Raw genomic sequence first — 16,642 nt, forward strand, 5'->3', positions numbered from 1 at the left:
GTGCGACGATTCGACTTGCTCGCGAATACAGAGTGTCAGTCGATACACCTTTGACTGAACCACCGCATTCGCGAGCAAGCCCGCTCCCACATTTTGATTTGCGTTAGACGTAAGCTAAGTTATTCAGCGCTTGACCCGCCACGTAGCGCTCCAGGTTCGCCAAAAACGTATCCGCAATCTCATTCCGGCTATTTGTCGAAATCGCCGACGTATGCGGCGATAACCTCACCCTTGGATGGGTATACAGCGGATGCCCGTCCGGCAACGGCTCCGGCTCGGTCACATCCAGCGATGCCAGCCCTATCCGCCCATTGTCCAGCGCTTCCAGCAGCGCCTCCTGATCCAGCAACCCACCCCGCGCAATATTGATCAGGTGCAGCCCCGGCTTGGCGCTGCCCAGCACGTCACGGTTGATGAGCTGCCGCGTGGACTCGGTCAGCGGTGCCGCCACCACCAGGTGATCGGCGCGGGCGAACAGGTCGTGGATGTCTTTGGCGGCGTCCACGCCCGCGCTGAACGGCACCTGGCTTTGGCGCAACGCTACGACCTTGATCCCCAGGGCCAGGGCTTTTTGCGCGAGACGTTCGCCTATCGCACCAAACCCCAGGATGCCCAATGTGGTGCCCTTCAGCGGGCGCAACGCGGTGAAATTCCACTGCGAATCCTTTACCCAGATGTCCGGCAAATGCTTGGCGGCGGCAAAGATCGCGGCCAAGGCAAACTCGGCCAGGTTGTCAGCGGCACTGCCACGGGAGGTGGTCACCGGCGGGCCGTTGAACAGCCATTGCGGGTAGAAATCGATGCCCGACGATACCAGGTGCACCCACTGCGCGCCGTAGGGCCAGCCCGGTGGCGGCGTGTCCGGGGCGCTGTAGCCACGTACGTTGATCGGGCGCAGCAACAGGATATTCGCCTGGGGCGGCAGGTCGCTGGGCACGCCCGCGGGCACGCCGATCACTTGGGCGGCGGGGTGGCTGGAGGCCAGGCGCTGGCGGAGCACGTCGTTGTAATCTTCGTCCAGCTGGCTGGCAATAATCACCTGACTCATGGGCGTTCCTTCTGGCGTTGGGCGAACACCGTCTTGCCGACGCCTTGCAGCACGGCGTCGTTCTGCGGGGTATGCACGCGACTGCACAGCACGTCGCGGTAATGCCGTTGCAATGGGCTGTGGCGCGACAGGCCCGGGTTACCCGAGGCCTCGATGGCCAGCTCCACGGCGCGGATGGCGTTGTGGGTCACCAGGTACTTGAGTTGCGCAGCATTGGCCGCCGGGGTGTGGCCTTCGGCGGCGGCATCGAGCAGGCTGCGGTTGGCAAACAGCAGGGTGTCGATATGGCCGACGGTTTCCTGGAAGCGCGGCAGCGTCGACAGCGCTGCGCCGAGGTTGGACGGCTTGCGCTCTTCCAGCCAGTTCACCAGCCAGTCCCGCGCCGCCTGGGCCACGGCGTCATACACCGAGGACAGCAACACCGACATCCACAGGAAGCCCTCGCTATCCAGCTCCGGCGACGGCGCGCTCCACGGGCTGACGCTGACGGCGTGGTCGAGTGGCACCAGCACGTTGTCGAGCACCACCTCATGGCTGCAGGTGGCGCGCATGCCCAGGTGGTCCCAGGTGTCGATGATGGTCACGCCGGGGCTGTCTTTTGGGACCAGCCAGGCACCGACCAACGGGTCGGCGTCATCACTGCGGCCCCACACGCTGAACCAGCTCAGGCCGTGGCTGCCGGTGGAGTAGATCTTGCGCCCGCTGATGCGCCAGCCTTCGGCGGTACGCACGGCGATGGTCGCCGGCAGCCCGCCACGGGCCGGGGTGCCCAGGTCGGGCTCCACGCGCAGCGCGTTGATCAACCCGCCGTTGCGCACCGCGTCTTCGGCCACTCGCGTGCGCAAGTGCGCCGGCCAGGTCTTGCTGTCTTGCAGGCGTGTGTGTTGCAGGTATTGCATCACCAGGATCAGTGCGGTGGACGGCTCGCCCTTGGCGATCGCACTGATCGCCTTGCGCGCCTGGGGCAGGCTGGCACCGCCGCCGCCCAAGGCTTTGGGCACGGTGAGGGCGACCAGGCCGTGTTCGTGCAGCAATTTGAAGTTGGCGTGGGGGAAGGCGCCGCTCTCGTCATAGACGTGCGCGGTGCTGGCCAGCTCGGCGCTGAGGCGTTCGAGCAGGGCTTCGAAATTGGCGACTTCCACGGAGCGCAAGGAAGGTTGTGAGGATTGGCTCATGGTTGTTTCACTCGGTCGATAGGTAGACACCCGCCCTCTGTAGGAGCCGGCAAGCCGGCTCCTACAGGGGATAGGCGTTTAGATGGCCAGTCTTACGGGCTGTTGGCCCAGCAGTTGCTCCACCACCTGCAACACCGGCTCCGCTTCGGTGCGCACCAACCAATCCGGGCTCACTTGCACAAACGCCACCGTGCCGTCCCTGGCAATCACCACCACCGTCGGTTGCGGCAATTCCCAGGTGCCGGTGCCGGTGGTTTCACCGATGTGATTGCCCTTGGCCAACGCGGCATTGCGCGACGCTTCGTCGAAGCTGTAGAGAATGCCCAGGCGGCGCCCGAGGTTGTTATCGGGGTCACTGGCCACCAGCAGTTGCAGGGTGTGGCGGGTCTTGATCTCCACCAGGCGTTCAGGCACTTGCGGGCTTACCGCCACCAGAGGCACCCCGAGTTCGCGCAGGCGTGGGTAGAGTTGGCGTTCGTAATAGGGCAGGGCGATGTTGCACGCCGGGCAGCCGGCAAACCGGAAGAAAATCAGCACCGCCGGACCGTCCGCCAGCAGCAGCTCGCGATTGAGTTCACCGCCTTCCACATTCAGCAGGGTGAACGGGTCGAGTTCATCGCCGACCTGCACGTAGTCATCTGGCCGCGCTTGAGCCACCAGACGCTGGCGTTGGTCGATATTGACCTGCAGCGCTGCCGGCGCCCAGGTGGCGACACGCTCGGCGTGCAGTTCGGCCAACTGCCGGTTGAGGGATTCACTCATGCCAGCGCCTCCTGTTTTTCTTCAACCTGGGCGGCGACACTGTAGCGGTTGGCCGGAACGTCCAGGCCGAGGTTGTCGCGCAGGGTATGGCCGCTGTATTCAGTGCGGAACAAGCCGCGCTGTTGCAGCACCGGCACCACCAGTTCGGTGAAGTACTGCAAGCCATCCGGCAGCACCGAGTTGATGATGAAACCATCGCTGGCGCCGGTCTCGAACCAGGTCTGGATCGCGTCGGCGACTTGCTCCGGGGTGCCGACGAAATCACGTTTTGGCCGCGAGAACCGCAAGGCCACTTCACGCAGGGTCAGGCCTTCGTCCCTGGCCAGCTGCTTGATGCGGTCGGAGCCGCCTTTCTGGCTATTGGAACCGAGGTCACCCAGCTCCGGGAAAGGCTCGTCCAGTGGGTATTGGCTGAAGTCGTGATCGTTGAACGGACGGCCGAGGGCGACGATGGCATCTTCCACGGTGACCAGCTCTACGGCCTGCTGATAGCGGCTTTCCACTTCGGCCTGGTCGCGGCCGACAATCGGGCGAATGCCCGGCAGGATCGACAGGCTGTGCGGGTCACGGCCAAAGCCTTTGGCGCGGCGTTTCAGGTCCTGGGAATAGGCCAGGCCTTCTTCGAGGCTGTCCACGTGCACAAAGATCGCATCGGAGTTCTGCGCGGCAAAGTTGCGCCCGTCCTCCGAGGTGCCGGCCTGGAAAATCACCGGTTGGCCCTGGCGCGAACGCGCGATGTTCAGCGGGCCTTTCACCGAGAAGAAATCGCCCTTGTGGTTGAGTGCATGCAGCTTGCCCGGGGCGAAAAACTCGCCTGACTGTTTGTCGTAGGTAAAGGCATCGTCTTCCCACGAATCCCACAGGCCCTGGACGGTGCTCACGTGTTCCTTGGCGATGCGATAACGCACGGCGTGGGGCGGGTGCTCGGCCTTGCTGAAGTTGTCGGCGGTGCCGCTCAGCCACGAGGTGACGACGTTCCAACCGGCACGGCCACCGCTGATATGGTCCAGGGATGCGAATTGGCGCGCCACTTGGTAGGGCTCGGTGTAGCTGACGGTCACGGTGGCGACCAAACCAATATTCGTGGTGATCGCCGCGAGTGCGGACAGGATGGTCAGTGGCTCGAATCGGTTGAGGTAGTGCGGGCTGGACTTGGCATGAATGTGCAGGCTGTCGGCGATGAACACGAAGTCGAACTTAGCGGCTTCGGCCAATTCAGTCTGCTGCTTGTAGAACCCGAAGCTGGTGCTGGCATTCGGTTGGGCGTTCGGGTGGCGCCATTCGCCCCAGCCGTGGCCGACGCCGTGGACCATGGCGCCCAGTTTCAAATGGCGGGGTTTTGCTTGCTGTGGCTTGCTCATGTTCTGCTCCTGGTTAGCGCGAGGCTTGCTGGGAAAGTTGGACACGCTTGGCGTTGAAGCTCTTGTCGAAGCCCTGTGACACGTCGATGTGCCGGGTCAGCAGGCCTTCCTTTTGGTAGGTGTCGGCGGTTACTTGCAGGCCGCTGATCACCGAGTCGTCGATGGCGACCGGGGTCAAGTGGGTGTCCTTGGCCACTTCCTCGTGCACTTGCAGCGGCAGGCCGGTGATCTTGGCCTGGGCGGCTGCGTATTCGTTGGGGTGTGTGTTGGCCCAGGCGTAGGCGCGGTCGACGCGGGCGACAAAGTCGTCCAGTTGCGGGCGCTTGTCGGCAATGGCCTGGCGGGTGGCGGCGAGGTAGAGGTGGTTGCTCAGCAGCGTGTTGCCGCTGATCAGCACGCGGGCCTGGCTTTGTGAGGTGACCACCGTGGTGTACGGGTCCCAGGTGGCCCAGGCGTCGACGGTGCCGTTATCCAGCACCAGGCGCGACTCGCTTGGCAGCAGGAAAATGAACTGCACGTCCTTGGTGGTCAGGCCGGCCGTGGCCAGGGCCTTGATCGCCAGGTAATGGCCGATGGAGCCGCGGCCGGTGACGATTTTCTTGCCCTTGAGGTCGGCGACGGTCTTGATCGGCGAGTCTTTGGGCACCAGCAGCGCGGTGGTGTTGCGCCCCTCGGCGTGAATGATGCTGACCACCTTGAGCGATGCGCCGGCACCGAGGGCAAACACGTAGGGCGCATCCCCCAGGGCACCGATGTCCACGGCGCCGGCATTCAGCGCTTCACCCAAGGGCGAGGCGGAGGGGAATTCCGACCACTGGATTTCGTAGGGCACGTTTTTGGTTTCGCCGGAGACTTCCAGCAGCGCCTTGATTGTAGATTTCTGGTTGGCCACCCGCAGCGGTTGCAAGTCGGCGGCGTGGGCCCCGCCAGTCAGGCCAAGGGCGAGAGCGGTGCCCAGGAGCAGGCGTTTGAAAGGGGTGGTAAAGACCATGGGATGCAGGCTCCAGGCAGATCAAAATGGGGTTCGGTTACCTCCGCCTGGAGAAGGGGTCGGTGAGTGGGTTAACGTTATGCCCATAAAAACTCGCTGTGAAGTTCTTTTTGGTTATATGTTAATTATTAAAATATTTGATGATCTATGAATTGATTATTCTGTAATTGCATTTGAATGGGGCGCCGCCGCCCAAGGCAAAGAGGCCATCCATGCGCCAATGCTCACTGCGAACAGGCTCAGGGCGGCTGTGCAGATCCCTTGTCGGAGTGGGCCTGCACCCGGCGCGGGCGCAGGCAGGTGGGTGAGTCAGATCACATAGAAACCGTGGGTGCCGTCGCGGGCCAATTGGTCGACCAGGCCGAATTCCCAATCCAGATAGGCCTGCATGGCTTCCTTGGGATTGTCGGTGCCTTCGTACGGGCGACGGTAGCGGTCGATGCGCGGCGAAGCCAGGTGGGTTTCACCTTCTTCCAACGGTAACTGCGCGTTGATCCAGCCGGCAGTGCCGTCCTGCAGCAGAAACACTTGCTTGCCGGTGATGGCTTCGACTTCGGCCACCGCCAGGCGCGCCAGTTGGCTGCTGCCGCAGGTCAGCACGTAGCGCTGGGCGGCGGGCACCTTGGCCAGGGCTTGGGGCAGTTGCGCACGCAGCGCCCACCAGGCACCGGGGATATGGCGCTTCACGTAATTGGCGCTGGCAGTGAAGTCCAGCACCACGGTATCGCCATGGGCCTGCCATTCGGCGAGGGTATGGGGGCTGATCAGTTCGGCCTGGGGCGGTGTCGGCACCGGCGCGACCCAGGCACCTTGCTCGGTAAAGTGCGCCGGTTGCAGGTCATCCAGCACATGCACTTCCCAGCCTAGTTGAGCCAGCCAGGAGGCGGACATGTTCGCGCGCACGCCGTCGTCGTCCGCCAACACCAGCCGTGCCCCGCGCACGCTGGCGACATGGTCGGTTTCCTGCACCAGTTGCCCGCCCGGTGTGGAGCGCGCGCCGGGCAGGTGGCCGGCTTCGAATTCTTCCGGAGTGCGCACATCGAACAGGTAGGTGGTGCGGGTTTTTTCCTGCTGCCAGGCCTGCAGGTCGGCCAGGGTGGCACGGCCCACGCGAGCCTTGTCGGCGACGCGACGCGCATCCACGGCGGCGACCTGGCGGTGTTCTTCCGAGGTCGGTGCAAAGCGCCGCGCTTGGCCATGGGCAAGTTTCTGCCCGGCCAGGGTCCAGCCGATGGTGCCGTTGCGCAGGGCCGAGACCGGGTTGGCCACGCCGGCATTGATCAGCGACTGGGTGCCGATAATGCTGCGGGTGCGCCCGGCGCAGTTGACGATGATGCGGGTGGCCGGGTCCGGCGCCAGTTCGCGGGCGCGCAACACCAGTTCGGCCCCCGGCACGCTGATGCCGGTGGGAATGCTCATGGTCTGGTATTCGTCGAAACGCCGCGCATCGAGCACCACTACATCGGCCTGGCTGTCGAGCAGGGCCTGGACTTCTTCGGCGGCCAGGGATGGCGTGTGCCGCTCGCTTTCCACCAGTTCGCCAAACGCCTTGCTCGGTACGTTGACGTCGATGAACAACTCGCCACCGGCCTTGCGCCATCCTTCAAGGCCACCTTCGAGCAGGCTGACCTCGGTGTAGCCCAGCGCAGCCAAGCGCTCGGCCGCACGGGCCGCCAAGCCTTCGCCGTTGTCGTAGACGGTGACTTGGGTATCGCGCCGTGGAATGCGCGAATACACCTCCAGTTCCAGCTTGGACAACGGGATATTCGCGGCAAACAGCGGGTGGGACTCGGCGAAGGGCGCCTCTTCACGCACGTCGACCAGGGCGACTTCTGCATGGTCCAACAAGGCCTGGCGAATCTGGGCGAAGCTGCGGGTGGATACGGTGGTCATAGGGCAGGGCTCTTTTCTTTGGACAAATCCCAGATGTTCGGGAGGAAGGCGTTGGAATAACCGGAGATAAACAGTTTCTCGCTGCCGTCGGGCTGGTACACCGCGCGGCGCACCGCACCGATATTGGCGCCGTACACATGGATGCTGATGGACACCTGGTCGCTGTGGGCATTGCTCACCTGATGGATGTCACCGACCTTGGGCGACACGGCTTCCACCTGACCCGGCACCAACTGGATCGGCTTGCCTTCGGCAATCAGGCTGCCGTCGGGGGCGCGTTCGAACCCTTGGGAGAACTCTGAGCCGCGTAACATCCCAATCAGTCCCCATACCCGGTGGTCGTGGATCGGTGTGCTTTGCCCCGGCCCCCACACAAAACTGACGATGCTGAAGCGCTGGCGCGAATCGGCATGCAGCAAGAACTGCTGGTAGCGCTCGGGGTCGGGTTGGGCGTATTCATCGGGGAGCCAGTCATCATGGCTGACCAACTGTGCCAGTAGCTTGCCGCCACGGTGCAGCAGGTCGCCTTCGCGTGGATTGCCGTCGATCAATTCCGCCAGGGCGCCTATGAAGGCTCTGAGTCTCTCGGGGTGTCGGGCCTGGGTCATGACAATTCCATCGTGTGGTCGGTGGTGATGGGTTTATCTAAGCATAATGTTTATATTTAATATGCTATTTTTTAATGATTAGCTTATAGCCGAAGGTAATTTAGAACCGGTCTGAATAGCGTTAGACGTTATCGATTACAGCGCGGGCTATCCAGGCCGCGTTCGTGCAACTATGCTTCACACACATCTTAATGACTGTTCTCTATGTGCGGCCCAAATGAAAATTGACGATATCGATGCCTTTGTCGAAGTGATTCGTTGCCAGTCCATCAGCCATGCCGCCGAGTCGTTGCAACTGACCCAGCCGGCCATCACCCGCCGCGTGCAGAACTTCGAGCAGGCGCTGGGTGTGGAGCTGTTCGACCGCAATACCAAGCCCCTCAAGCCTACGCTGATCGGCACCCGTGTCTACGAACAGTGCCGGCTGATCCTGCGCGAGATGGATGCCCTGCGCGAGCTGGTGGCCACCGACGCACCGCCCACCGGCCTGCTGCGCCTGGGCGTGCCGCAGACCATCGGCGATGTGGTGCTGCTGGACGCGCTCAAGCACTTGCGCACCGAATACCCCGAGCTGCGGGCCCAGGTCGCCACCGGCTGGGGCAGCCAATTGGTCGGCAAGATCGAGCGCGGCGAGCTGGATGCAGCGGCGGCGTTGTTCCCGGCGGGCAAGATCTTCCCGGACAACATCGTCGGTGAGTCCATCGGCAAGATGGAACTGGTGGTGGTGTGCGCCAAGGCGCAGTTGCCGAAGAAGCCGTGCAAGCTGGCGGATGTGTACCAGAACGGTTGGATCCTCAACCCGGATGGTTGCGGCTTCCGTGCGGGCTTGCAGCGGACTTTGTCCGATCAGGGCCTGGCCCTGCGGGTGAACCTGGAAACCTTCGGCACCGAGTTGCAATTGGGCCTGGTGGCGGACGGCCTGGGCCTGGGCCTGGTGCCACGGCCGTTACTGGAGCGCAGCGCCCACCGCGAGCACTTGGCGGTGATGCCGCTCAAGGACTTCAAGCCGGTGATGGACCTGTGGCTGATCTACCCGCACTTCCTGGGCAACCTGCAAGGGCCGGTGGATGCATTTGGCAAGCTGGTCGCGAACTCCCTGCACAAGATCCGCAACGCCGCCTGACTCTGGATTCCCTCTCTTTGTAGGCGCCGGCTTGCCGGCGATGAGGCCCCCGAGATACGTGCAGGGCTCAAGGGCGCCATCGCCGGCAAACCGGACTCCTACAGGCGAATGCGGTGCTGTGGTGGTTATGAAAAAAAATAATAATTAGCTTAGATTAAAATGTGCTTTTTATTATCTTTTTGCATCCCATAGGCTTGCCTGGAAGTCCTTAAGGCCATCCAGGAAGTTTTGCCATGAGCAGCGTCACCTCGATTTCCAGTGTTTCCAACAACGTTCGCCAACGCGTCACTCCGGAAGAATGGGAAGTGCGCGTCAAATTGGCCGCCGCCTATCGCCTGGCGGCCTTGTACAAGTGGACCGATCACATCTACACCCACTTCTCCGCCCGCGTGCCAGGCCCGGAGGAGCATTTCCTGATCAATGCCTTTGGGCTGCTGTTCGATGAAATCAGCGCGTCCAACCTGGTCAAGGTCGACCTCGACGGCACCATCGTCGACGATCCCACTGGCCTGGGTATTAACTACGCCGGCTACGTGATCCACAGCGCCATCCACGGCGCGCGCCACGACCTGCAAGCGGTGTTGCACACCCACACACGTGACGGCATTGCGGTGTCGGCGCAAAAAGACGGCCTGCTGCCGATCTCCCAGCATTCCATTGGCTTCTCCGGGCGGGTGGCGTACCACGGGTATGAAGGCGTGGCCCTGGACCTGGACGAGCGTGAGCGGCTGGTTGCGGACTTGGGTGACAAGAGTGTGATGATCTTGCGCAACCATGGCTTGTTGACGGCGGGTGTGAGTGTTGAGCATGCGTTTCAGCAACTGCAGCAGTTGGAGCGTGCGTGCAATATCCAGGTGGCGGCGCAGGCGGCGGGGAATGCGGAGTTGATCTTTCCGCCGAGGGAGGTGGTGGAGAAGGTTGAGCAGCAGGCCAAGGTGTTTGCCAGTGGGGAAGGGCCGGGCGTGGCGCGGCATTGGAATGCGTTGATTCGGCAGTTGGAGCGCAGTGATATCGACTACAAGAATTGAGTCGGGCGTTACCTGTGGGAAGTCGACCACAGTCTAACTGTAGCCCTGCGATCCAAATGTGGGAGTTGGCTTGCCTGCGAAGACGGCCTGACAGCCGACAGCAATCTAACTGCCACCCCACGATCCAAATGTGGGAGCTGGCTTGCCTGCGAAGGCGGCCTGGCAGCCGACAGCAATCTAACTGCCACCCCACGATCCAAATGTGGGAGCTGGCTTGCCTGCGAAGGCGGCCTGACAGCCGACCACAATCTAACTGTCATCCCGCGATTCAAAAATGTGGGAGCTGGCTTGCCTGCGAAGACGGCCTAACAGCCGACAGCAATCTAACTGCCACCCCACGATCCAAATGTGGGAGCTGGCTTGCCTGCGAAGACGGCCTAACAGCCGACCACGCTCTGACTGTTGCCCCGCGATCCAAATGTGGGAGCGGGCTTGCTCGCGAAGGCGGCCTGACAGCCGACCAGAATGTTGGATCAGACCAGGTACATATCCGTTATTTAGGTAACGGCCGCTTATGGTTCCGCTCTTACAGCGGCTCACTTTTGGAAAGGCCCAAAAGTAAGCAAAAGGCCTTCGCCCCAACACTCGGCACCTCGCCTAGGCTCGGTGTGCCCGTAATCCGACAGGTATTTGGGGGGCCGCCGCCACGCGCCATCCATGGCGCGGGGCGGCTAAACCGGCATCCCTGCCGGTTTACCCCCCAAATCCCTATCGAATTCCGGCCAGCGTGTTTGACGGGGCGCCTAAGAGCAAGAGCAAAAGCAAGAGCAAAAGCAAGAGCAAAAGCAAGAGCAAAAGCAAGAGCAAAAGCAAGAGCAAGAGCGGCTCGCTTCGCATTGTGGGTACGCGGTGGGTACGCGGTTTTGTAGGAGCTGGCTTGCCGGCGATGCAGGCACCGTTGTAATCAGGCAGACCGAATCGATGCCATCGCCGGCAAGCCAGCTCCTACATGGGGTGTGCTTTGTCTTAAGCGACCTGTTTGGCTTGCTCGCGTTCAGCGACGAGCTGGCGGGTGAGGGGGATCAAACGCTTGCCGTAGTCGATGGCATCATTCAGGGGGTCAAAGCCACGGATCAGGAAGGTGGTGATGCCCAGGTCGTAGTAGTCCAGCAGCGCTTGCGCAACTTGCTCGGCTGTGCCGACCAGCGAGGTGGAGTTGCCCTGGGCGCCCAGTAACGCCGCGATCCCTGTCCACAAACGCTTATCCAAACGTGACCCTTGCGCCGCCGCTGCCAGTAACCGGCGTGAGCCTTCATTCGGCGGTTCACGCCGCACAAAGCCATTTTTCTCGGCCAGTTCGGTGGCTTGCTGCAGGATCTTGTCGGCCCGCGCCCATGCCAGTTCTTCGGTTTCGGCGAGGATCGGCCGAAGCGACAGGCTGAAGCGAATCGTGCGCCCATGCTTGGCCGCTTCGGCGCGGACCTGGGTCACGATCTCGCGCACTTGCTCGTAGGTTTCGCCCCACAGTGCATACACATCAGCGTGTTTGCCGGCCACTTCAATCGCCGCTGTAGAGGAGCCGCCGAAGTACAGCGGGATATGGGGCTGCTGCGGCGATTTCACCGTGGAGTGCGCGCCTTCGACCTGGTAGTAGGTGCCCTTGAAGTCGAAGGGCTGTTCGCGGGTCCATTCCTGGCGCACCACGCTCAGGTATTCGTCGGTGCGGGCGTAGCGTTCGTCCTTGCCGATGTGGCTGCCATCGGCGCGCAGTTCGCGGTCGTCGCCGCCGGTGATGATGTGCACGGCCGTGCGTCCACCGTTGAACACGTCCAGGGTAGCGAACTGGCGGGCAGCCAGGGTGGGCTGGGTGAAGCCGGGTCGGTGGGCGATGAGGAATTGCAGCTTTTTGGTCACGCTGGCAGCGTGGGAGGCGATCAATGTGCTGTCCGGGCTGTTGGAGTGGAAGGCTACCAGCGCACGGTCGAAGCCGGCATCTTCGTGGGCGCGGGCCACGGTCTCGACGTAGTCGGGTTGCAGGGTAGGGCCACTGCGTGGATGGATTTCGGAGGCGTGGTGGCCGCCGATGTAGCCGATGAATTCGATGCTCATGGTCTGTCCTTATCGTGGGCGTGATCTTGTGCGGGATGGTCACCTCCACCGGGCAAGGGGTCGGTTATTCGCGTTCAAAATAGGGGCAGGGGGCAGGGCTGTAAAATGCCGATTGGTTCTAACCTAATTATTAAAATATCGAATCTTTGCTTTGTTGGTGTATCAGTAATTTGCATTTTTATCGCCTTCAGCTGGCGCCGGGTTGCCCAAGGCTGACCGGAGATAACGTTGTGTTTTCCCCTGCGCTGAGGTCTGATGGGCGCCGAAACGGGCACGCCAGGTTGGGGATGTATGCGGGCAGAACTTGCGCACTATGGCGGTATCACCGTCATGATTCCGGCCGCCATCATCATTGCGGTGTGGCTGAGGTATTCCAACCCTTGGGCACTGCGCGCCTGGGTAATCACTGTTGGCGTGACCTATTCGATTGTTGCCTTCAGCAAGTTGCTGTTCAAAGGCTGGGGCTTATCGTTCGAGCCTTTGGGTATTGCCGTATTAAGCGGACATGCCATGAATACCTGCCTGATGCTGACCGTGGGACTCAGCCTGTTGGCGCGCCAGTTCAATCCGGTACTCCGTTGGCCGGCAGCCGGGGCAGGGTTATTGGCGAGCGCCTGGTTCAGTGCTTATTGCGTCGCGCCTTACATCCATCCGCTGAACGAAGCCTTGGCCGGTGCGACGCTGGGCGCGGTGGCGGCGATTGCTTTTCTGTGGCGAATTGAACGCGCCGACATCAAGGTGTCCCCCTCGTTTATCGGCGGCGGACTGGTGGTGTTACTGGTCTGCGCGCTGGTGCCAAAATACAACGCCGAGTTGCTGCTCAACCGTGTCGCGATCACGTTGTCGGGTGCTGAACACGCCCATCAAACGCCTTCCTGGCGGCTGGATGCGGCACACACAAAGGCCGAGTAAGTCACCAGGTCCAGCGCCCGGTGGCTGTCCACCATCAGTTCCAGCAACACCGTCTGCGCATTGAAACGCCGCATGTCGCCGCGCCGCCGCGCCTCGTTCATCTGCTTTAGCAGCGTATGGGTGATCTGCTGCGGTGAGCTGCCGTGCAACTGCTCAAGCCAACGGCCGATGGCCTGGGTATTGCGCCGGTATTGCGTACCCACTGGCGGCTCGGCGAAACCTTCGAACATCCCGGTGAGTTTTCTCAGCGCATAGCTACGTATCACATCATCCAACAGGCTCATGGCCGCTTCTCGGTGCCGCAGATGTTCGCCAGCAACTCGGCGGTCTTGACCAGCATGAACTGGCTGTCACCGCGACTTTCCACGCACAGGCACACCGACAGTGCATCACTCACCTGCAACTTGAAACGCCAATCGGCGAACACCATCGACAGTCCAGAACAGGACTCATCGCTGTCCAGGGAATTGTCGCGGTATAACACCTGCATGCGCTCGACGACGCGGGTCGAGTTATTCACTTCGACATGAATATTTCCCGAAGAAGGAAATAGGCCAATACGCTCTACCAATAACTTTGACATGTTCATGGCCGTCTCTTGGTTGTTGCGGTCAGGCGGCACTTTATTCTGTGGGAGGGCAAAAGTATTGGAATGTTATTTTTAGTCGGTTATGCCGGGTGTTGTTATTTTTAGTCTGCCTCGGCAGGTGGTCGAAGTGCCGAGGTTGTGACCATAATCGCCTCGCTGCTTGAAGTAAGGTCATCCCTTTTACTACCGGGTTAATACAGTCGGCGCGTGGGAGGTTGCCTTGTTCAATAGGATTTTGATTGTGTGTGTCGGCAATATTTGTCGCAGCCCCACGGCAGAACAATTATTGCGCAATGCGCTGGCACACTCCGCGATAGAAGTGAGTTCTGCGGGGTTGGCCGCATTGCGTGACAGCCCGCTGGAGCCCACGGCTCTGCAGGTGCTGGAAGAGCATGGGCATGCACCGGTTTCACACAGGGCACGTCAACTGACAAGCGCTGCGGTGAGTGACGCGGATCTTGTATTAGTGATGGAGCAACGGCATATCGGCGGGGTACTCAGCCTCGCCCCTGAAGCACGGGGCAAAGTGTTCCTGCTGGGTAAATGGCAATACAACCGCGAGATCATGGACCCTTATCGTCAAGGCAAACCAGCCTTTGTTCATGCCTATGCGTTAATAGAACAAGCGGCTCAGGCGTGGGCGCAAAAGTTGGTCGGTCAAGTGGGTTGAAGTTGTCATGTCGCACACTTGATAAGTTCTGCGTTAACCGTGTGAAAGCGTGTGTTGTCGGCCACGAGCCAGCGTATGGGTATTGGGTGAAGCCGTTAAACGTGCATGGAACCGGGCGTCTTGCACCCTGTGCCATTCCTTGACTATTGGTTGGAAAAAAGAACTGACTTATGCAATCAACACCCGCAACAGCGTCGCATAACAGCGAAGAAACTGATCTGGATTTCATGATGTTGTTGGGCACATTGCTCGATCACAAGTGGCTGATCGGTGGCATCAGTATCGTCTTTATGGCGCTGGGTGTGGCTTATGCCGTGTTGACGCCTCCGGTCTATCAAGCCACCGCACTGATTCAGGTCGAACCGAAAAAAGGCGACATGCTCGGCTTCTCCGATGTCGGCAGTCTGCTCGGCAAGGAGTCGCCCACGGTCACGGAGGTCGAGTTGATCCGCTCACGGATCACCGTTGGCACTGCCGTCGATAACCTGAACTTGGATCTTGAGGTGAAGCCCAGGCGCTTCCCGTTGATCGGTGATTTCATGGCGCGTCGCTTCAAGCCGACGCGGGCCCATGAGGTGGCGAGCCCCTGGCTCGGCCTCGACAGTTACGGTTGGGGTGGCGAGGCCCTGACGTTTTCGCGGTTACGCCTTCCGGCCGACTTGCTGGGCCAGGAACTGACCTTGACTGCCGGTAGTGGCAGCACCTTTACCCTGTCGGACCAGGACCAAAACGTTTTGCTGACGGGGCAGGTGGGTCGCTTCTATGAAAGCAGTGGCCTCCAGCTGCAGGTCGAAACGCTGGATGCCAACCCTGGCGCGCAATTCAGCGTTGTGCGTTGGCCACGCCTCACCAGCATTCTGCGCTATCAGAAGCTGCTGGATGTGGCGGAGCGCGGCAAGGAGTCGGGGATCATTGGCCTGGCGCTGGAAAGCACGCGGCCCGAGGCGGCCATTCAGGTACTCAATGAGGTCGCCCGTATCTATGTACGCCAGAACATTGAGCGCACCTCCGCCGAGGCGGCCCAGAGCCTGGCGTTCCTCAAAGACCAATTGCCCCAGGTGCGCAAGGATGTCGAGCAGGCTGAGACGGCGCTGAACCAGTTTCAGATCCGCAACAAAACCATCGACATCAGCCTTGAGGCCAAGGCCATTCTTGACCAGATCGTGGCGCTGGATGCGAGCATTTCCGAGCTCAAGATGCAGCAGGCCGAGATCGAGCGAAAGTTCACCCCCCAGCACCCGGTGTACCGCGCGCTCCTGACGCAACTGGCAGAACTCACGGCCCGCCAGAGCGAGCTGGCCAAGAAGGTCGAAAGCCTGCCGACCACCCAGCAAGAGTTGTTGAGCCTGACGCGCGACCTGAAAGTCAGCACCGAGATCTACACGCAACTGCTCAACAAGTATCAGGAGTTGGACGTGATGCGCGCCGGCACGGTCGGTAACGTGCGCTTGATCGATACCGCCGATGTCGACCTGAGGAACCCGGTCAGGCCGCAGAAAGCGTTGATTGTTGTGATCGCCACGCTGCTCGGTGCCTTTGTGGCAGTCGCGCTGGTGCTGTTTCGCAAGGCGCTCAATCGGGGCGTGTCCAACCCCAACGAGTTGGAAAAACTCGGCTTGCCGGTGTATGCGGCCATTCCGTTCAGTGCCATCCAGAAGGACATGGACCAGAAGCTCTTTCGCAGCAACAAGGTGGGCTCCACACAGTTGCTGGCCCTCAGCAACCCAACGGACCTGGCCATTGAAGGGCTGCGCAGCCTGCGCACGAGTCTGCATTTCGCCATGTTGGAAGCGGGCAACAACCGCTTGATGATCTCCGGGCCGAGCCCGCAGGTGGGCAAGACATTCGTCTCGGCGAACCTGGCCGCTGTGGTCGCGCATTCGGGGCAGCGTGTGTTGTTGGTGGACGTGGACATGCGCAAGGGTTACTTGCACAAAGTCTTTGGTGTTGCGGCAGAAAACGGTCTTTCCGACCTGCTCGCCAAACACTGCGAGCTCGGCACAGCGATCCATACCACGGAGGTCGAGAACCTTCACGTCCTCAGCCGTGGGCGGATCCCGCCGAACCCATCGGAACTGCTGATGCACGCCAACTTCAGCGAATTCCTGGACCAGGTCAGCGCGCTGTACGACCTGGTGATTCTGGATACACCGCCATTTCTGGCGGTCACCGATGCAACCATCGTCGGGCGCCAGTCCGGCACCAATCTGATCGTGGCCCGTTTCGAATTGAACTCTGTGCGCGAGGTGGAGCTGACGATGCGTCGCTATCAACAGAACGGCATTGAACTCAAAGGCGCGATTTTCAACGGTATCGAGAAGCGCTCATCCGCCAAATACGGATACGGCGCCTACAGCTATTACCACTACGAGTACACGTCAGACAGCGTTTGATCCTGGACGCCAGGCATTTGAAGTCCAACGCGCAGCACGT

The 16,642-nt window shown here is 61.1% G+C and carries 15 protein-coding genes; 5 read left to right on the forward strand and 10 right to left on the reverse strand.

Annotated features, from left to right (window positions below):
* Nucleotides 1-103: 103 nt before the first annotated feature.
* The 7 genes from KUA23_RS11755 to KUA23_RS11785 form a co-directional block, all read right to left on the reverse strand.
* A complete protein-coding gene (locus tag KUA23_RS11755; protein ID WP_214497564.1) occupies nucleotides 104-1,048 on the reverse strand; it encodes a D-isomer specific 2-hydroxyacid dehydrogenase family protein in 945 nt (314 codons plus the stop codon).
* Nucleotides 1,045-2,223 carry an acyl-CoA dehydrogenase family protein gene (locus KUA23_RS11760; RefSeq protein ID WP_252993989.1) on the reverse strand — a complete coding sequence of 393 codons (1,179 nt, stop codon included), beginning with the start codon at nucleotides 2,221-2,223 and terminating at the stop codon, nucleotides 1,045-1,047. The genes KUA23_RS11755 and KUA23_RS11760 overlap by 4 nt, the downstream gene beginning before the upstream one ends.
* A 78-nt stretch (nucleotides 2,224-2,301) precedes the next feature.
* Nucleotides 2,302-2,985, reverse strand: coding sequence for a peroxiredoxin-like family protein (locus KUA23_RS11765; protein ID WP_078047997.1), 684 nt, complete (start codon nucleotides 2,983-2,985; stop codon nucleotides 2,302-2,304).
* A complete protein-coding gene (locus tag KUA23_RS11770) occupies nucleotides 2,982-4,346 on the reverse strand; it encodes an LLM class flavin-dependent oxidoreductase (RefSeq protein WP_099493810.1) in 1,365 nt (454 codons plus the stop codon). The genes KUA23_RS11765 and KUA23_RS11770 overlap by 4 nt, the downstream gene beginning before the upstream one ends.
* 13 nt (nucleotides 4,347-4,359) lie before the next feature.
* Nucleotides 4,360-5,337, reverse strand: a complete 978-nt coding sequence (locus tag KUA23_RS11775; RefSeq protein WP_099493809.1) for an ABC transporter substrate-binding protein — start codon at nucleotides 5,335-5,337, stop codon at nucleotides 4,360-4,362.
* 309 nt (nucleotides 5,338-5,646) lie between these two features.
* Nucleotides 5,647-7,230 carry a rhodanese-related sulfurtransferase gene (locus KUA23_RS11780; RefSeq protein ID WP_099493808.1) on the reverse strand — a complete coding sequence of 528 codons (1,584 nt, stop codon included), beginning with the start codon at nucleotides 7,228-7,230 and terminating at the stop codon, nucleotides 5,647-5,649.
* A complete protein-coding gene (locus KUA23_RS11785) occupies nucleotides 7,227-7,838 on the reverse strand; it encodes a cysteine dioxygenase family protein (RefSeq protein WP_025856214.1) in 612 nt (203 codons plus the stop codon). The genes KUA23_RS11780 and KUA23_RS11785 overlap by 4 nt, the downstream gene beginning before the upstream one ends.
* A gap of 217 nt (nucleotides 7,839-8,055) precedes the next feature.
* Here KUA23_RS11785 and KUA23_RS11790 point away from each other — a divergent pair, with 217 nt between their 5' ends.
* Nucleotides 8,056-8,961: a LysR family transcriptional regulator gene (locus tag KUA23_RS11790; RefSeq protein WP_078048001.1), complete on the forward strand. Its 906-nt coding sequence runs from the start codon at nucleotides 8,056-8,058 to the stop codon at nucleotides 8,959-8,961.
* 233 nt (nucleotides 8,962-9,194) lie between these two features.
* Nucleotides 9,195-9,989: a class II aldolase/adducin family protein gene (locus KUA23_RS11795; protein ID WP_078048002.1), complete on the forward strand. Its 795-nt coding sequence runs from the start codon at nucleotides 9,195-9,197 to the stop codon at nucleotides 9,987-9,989.
* 966 nt (nucleotides 9,990-10,955) lie between these two features.
* Here KUA23_RS11795 and KUA23_RS11800 read toward each other — a convergent pair.
* Complete coding sequence (locus tag KUA23_RS11800) at nucleotides 10,956-12,038, reverse strand: LLM class flavin-dependent oxidoreductase (RefSeq protein ID WP_078048003.1); 1,083 nt, start codon at nucleotides 12,036-12,038, stop codon at nucleotides 10,956-10,958.
* Nucleotides 12,039-12,293: 255 nt separating this feature from the next.
* On the opposite strand from KUA23_RS11800, the gene KUA23_RS11805 reads away from it, so the two are divergent.
* Nucleotides 12,294-12,950, forward strand: a complete 657-nt coding sequence (locus KUA23_RS11805) for a hypothetical protein (protein ID WP_252993990.1) — start codon at nucleotides 12,294-12,296, stop codon at nucleotides 12,948-12,950.
* Here the strand turns inward: KUA23_RS11805 and KUA23_RS11810 are convergent.
* A complete protein-coding gene (locus KUA23_RS11810; RefSeq protein WP_252993991.1) occupies nucleotides 12,902-13,234 on the reverse strand; it encodes a hypothetical protein in 333 nt (110 codons plus the stop codon). The two genes, KUA23_RS11805 and KUA23_RS11810, sit on opposite strands and share 49 nt — an antisense overlap.
* Nucleotides 13,231-13,539, reverse strand: coding sequence for a phosphomannomutase (locus tag KUA23_RS11815; protein ID WP_250883603.1), 309 nt, complete (start codon nucleotides 13,537-13,539; stop codon nucleotides 13,231-13,233). Before KUA23_RS11815 ends, KUA23_RS11810 begins: the two co-directional genes overlap by 4 nt.
* A 220-nt stretch (nucleotides 13,540-13,759) precedes the next feature.
* On the opposite strand from KUA23_RS11815, the gene KUA23_RS11820 reads away from it, so the two are divergent.
* Together KUA23_RS11820 and KUA23_RS11825 are read left to right on the forward strand one after the other, a co-directional pair.
* On the forward strand, nucleotides 13,760-14,209 hold the full coding sequence (locus KUA23_RS11820) for a low molecular weight protein-tyrosine-phosphatase (RefSeq protein WP_214497569.1): 450 nt from the start codon (nucleotides 13,760-13,762) through the stop codon (nucleotides 14,207-14,209).
* A 170-nt stretch (nucleotides 14,210-14,379) separates the two neighbouring features.
* A complete protein-coding gene (locus KUA23_RS11825; protein ID WP_252993992.1) occupies nucleotides 14,380-16,602 on the forward strand; it encodes a polysaccharide biosynthesis tyrosine autokinase in 2,223 nt (740 codons plus the stop codon).
* Nucleotides 16,603-16,642 lie beyond the last annotated feature (40 nt).

The organism is Pseudomonas pergaminensis, from assembly GCF_024112395.2.
Classification (GTDB): domain Bacteria; phylum Pseudomonadota; class Gammaproteobacteria; order Pseudomonadales; family Pseudomonadaceae; genus Aquipseudomonas; species Aquipseudomonas pergaminensis.

What these genes read in the sequence shown, in the direction of transcription:
- KUA23_RS11785 (WP_025856214.1), bottom strand. Translation starts at nt 7,838, where the DNA reads ATGACCCAGGCCCGACACCCCGAGAGACTCAGAGCCTTCATAGGCGCC.
- KUA23_RS11780 (WP_099493808.1), bottom strand. Translation starts at nt 7,230, where the DNA reads ATGACCACCGTATCCACCCGCAGCTTCGCCCAGATTCGCCAGGCCTTG.
- KUA23_RS11775 (WP_099493809.1), bottom strand. Translation starts at nt 5,337, where the DNA reads ATGGTCTTTACCACCCCTTTCAAACGCCTGCTCCTGGGCACCGCTCTC.
- KUA23_RS11800 (WP_078048003.1), bottom strand. Translation starts at nt 12,038, where the DNA reads ATGAGCATCGAATTCATCGGCTACATCGGCGGCCACCACGCCTCCGAA.
- KUA23_RS11825 (WP_252993992.1), top strand. Translation starts at nt 14,380, where the DNA reads ATGCAATCAACACCCGCAACAGCGTCGCATAACAGCGAAGAAACTGAT.
- KUA23_RS11815 (WP_250883603.1), bottom strand. Translation starts at nt 13,539, where the DNA reads ATGAACATGTCAAAGTTATTGGTAGAGCGTATTGGCCTATTTCCTTCT.
- KUA23_RS11755 (WP_214497564.1), bottom strand. Translation starts at nt 1,048, where the DNA reads ATGAGTCAGGTGATTATTGCCAGCCAGCTGGACGAAGATTACAACGAC.
- KUA23_RS11795 (WP_078048002.1), top strand. Translation starts at nt 9,195, where the DNA reads ATGAGCAGCGTCACCTCGATTTCCAGTGTTTCCAACAACGTTCGCCAA.
- KUA23_RS11790 (WP_078048001.1), top strand. Translation starts at nt 8,056, where the DNA reads ATGAAAATTGACGATATCGATGCCTTTGTCGAAGTGATTCGTTGCCAG.
- KUA23_RS11760 (WP_252993989.1), bottom strand. Translation starts at nt 2,223, where the DNA reads ATGAGCCAATCCTCACAACCTTCCTTGCGCTCCGTGGAAGTCGCCAAT.
- KUA23_RS11810 (WP_252993991.1), bottom strand. Translation starts at nt 13,234, where the DNA reads ATGAGCCTGTTGGATGATGTGATACGTAGCTATGCGCTGAGAAAACTC.
- KUA23_RS11770 (WP_099493810.1), bottom strand. Translation starts at nt 4,346, where the DNA reads ATGAGCAAGCCACAGCAAGCAAAACCCCGCCATTTGAAACTGGGCGCC.
- KUA23_RS11765 (WP_078047997.1), bottom strand. Translation starts at nt 2,985, where the DNA reads ATGAGTGAATCCCTCAACCGGCAGTTGGCCGAACTGCACGCCGAGCGT.
- KUA23_RS11805 (WP_252993990.1), top strand. Translation starts at nt 12,294, where the DNA reads ATGGGCGCCGAAACGGGCACGCCAGGTTGGGGATGTATGCGGGCAGAA.